The sequence below is a fragment of the Clostridium boliviensis genome, assembly GCF_033342255.1.
Taxonomy (GTDB): Bacteria; Bacillota; Clostridia; order Lachnospirales; family Lachnospiraceae; genus Lacrimispora; species Lacrimispora boliviensis.
Genome location: NZ_JAWONS010000319.1, coordinates 1 through 1,566, shown reverse-complemented (window position 1 = coordinate 1,566; position 1,566 = coordinate 1). Strand labels below are relative to the sequence as shown.

Annotated in this window: 2 protein-coding genes; both read left to right on the top strand. The window is 43.9% G+C overall.

The genetic code is table 11. The annotated features are described in order from the left end of the window. On the top strand, positions 1–793 hold a 793-nt coding region (locus tag RZO55_RS21895; RefSeq protein WP_318066388.1), incomplete at its 5' end, for a 30S ribosomal protein S1. 90 nt (positions 794–883) lie between these two features. Then, the coding region (locus tag RZO55_RS21890; protein WP_369293248.1) for a M13 family metallopeptidase at positions 884–1,566 on the top strand (683 nt) is incomplete at its 3' end.

Sequence of the window (1,566 nt, the reverse complement as noted above, 5' to 3'; positions counted from 1 at the left end):
ATTTGAGAATCACGAAGTACTTACCGCAAAAGTTGCACAGGTACTTGACGGTGGTTTAAGTGTGGTTGTAGAGGGCGCAAGAGTCTTCATTCCTGCAAGCCTGGTATCCGATACTTATGAGAAGGATTTAACCAAGTATGCAGACAAGGAGATTGAATTTATCATTACAGAGTTCAATCCAAGAAGAAGAAGAATTATCGGTGACAGAAAGCAGATTATGGTTGCTAAGAGAGCCGAGCTTCAAAAAGAATTATTTGAAAAGATCCATGCAGGCGATGTGGTAGAAGGTACCATCAAGAATGTTACTGATTTCGGTGCATTTATTGATCTTGGCGGAGCCGATGGTTTACTCCATATCTCAGAGATGAGCTGGGGCAGAGTAGAAAGCCCGAAGAAAGCATTCAAGGCTGGTGAGAAAGTTAAAGTCTTAATCAAAGACATCAATGGCGATAAGATTGCCCTCAGTTTAAAATTCCCGGAGACAAACCCATGGAGAGATGCAGCTGAAAAGTATGCAGTGGGTAATGTAGTGAATGGAAGAGTAGCACGTATGACTGATTTCGGCGCATTTGTTGAGCTGGAGCCAGGCGTAGATGCACTGCTTCATGTTTCTCAGATTTCCAGAGAGCATGTGGAGAAACCTTCCGATGTTCTGGCTATTGGACAGGAAATCGAAGCAAAGGTTGTTGATTTTAACGAGGATGATAAGAAGATCAGCTTAAGCATCAAAGCACTTCAGAATCAGGACGAAGCAGCTGCAGAAGATGCACCTGTATATTCTGACGAAGTTTAAGTATAATAAGAGTGAGCAGATGGGAAGTGGAGAAATCCGCTTCCTTTTTTCGTACAAAAATTTCCAATAAGGCAAAGTGAGGATGATTCAATGAAAAAAGGTTTTTTCAGAATACTGGCGGCAATTACAGCTCTGGTTTTGACGTTTTCCGGCTGTGTAAGAAAAGCAGATCCTACGCCCAAAGAAGAGCAGACTGAAGCAAAACCCGTTAGCGGTCAGGGAAAAGCCTCTGCAGGGGAGGCACAGAATGTACGGCTAGAAGACGATTATTATGATTATATCAATGGACAGATGCTGGCCAAAATCCAGATTCCCGGTGATGCGGGCGGCTGGAGCCAGTTTTATAAGCTGGACAGGGAGGCATATGATCTGTTAAATCAAGTCCTTCAGGAATCTGTTAAAAACAGAAAAAATGAGGCAAAAGGATCACTGGAGCAAAAAATTGCCGACCTTTATCTGACTGGAATGGATATGGAGGGAAGAAGGACCGCCGGGTTTGGCGGGCTTGCTGTTTATATGGATGGGATCAGCCGCGCTTCAACAGTAAAGGAATATCTGGAACAGGCAGGAAAAATCTATGATGATCTGGGGGTGGGAAGTATTATTCTGCCTCAGTGGTCTGAGGACATGAGCGATTCCACCCGTTATGCCCTGTATTTTGACGGTGCAGATCTTGGACCAGGTAAAGAGACTTTAGAGGATGCCAGTCAGGAAGAACTGATGAGCCATTATCGGAATTATATCTCTCAGATCATGGAATTTACGGGGCTGAA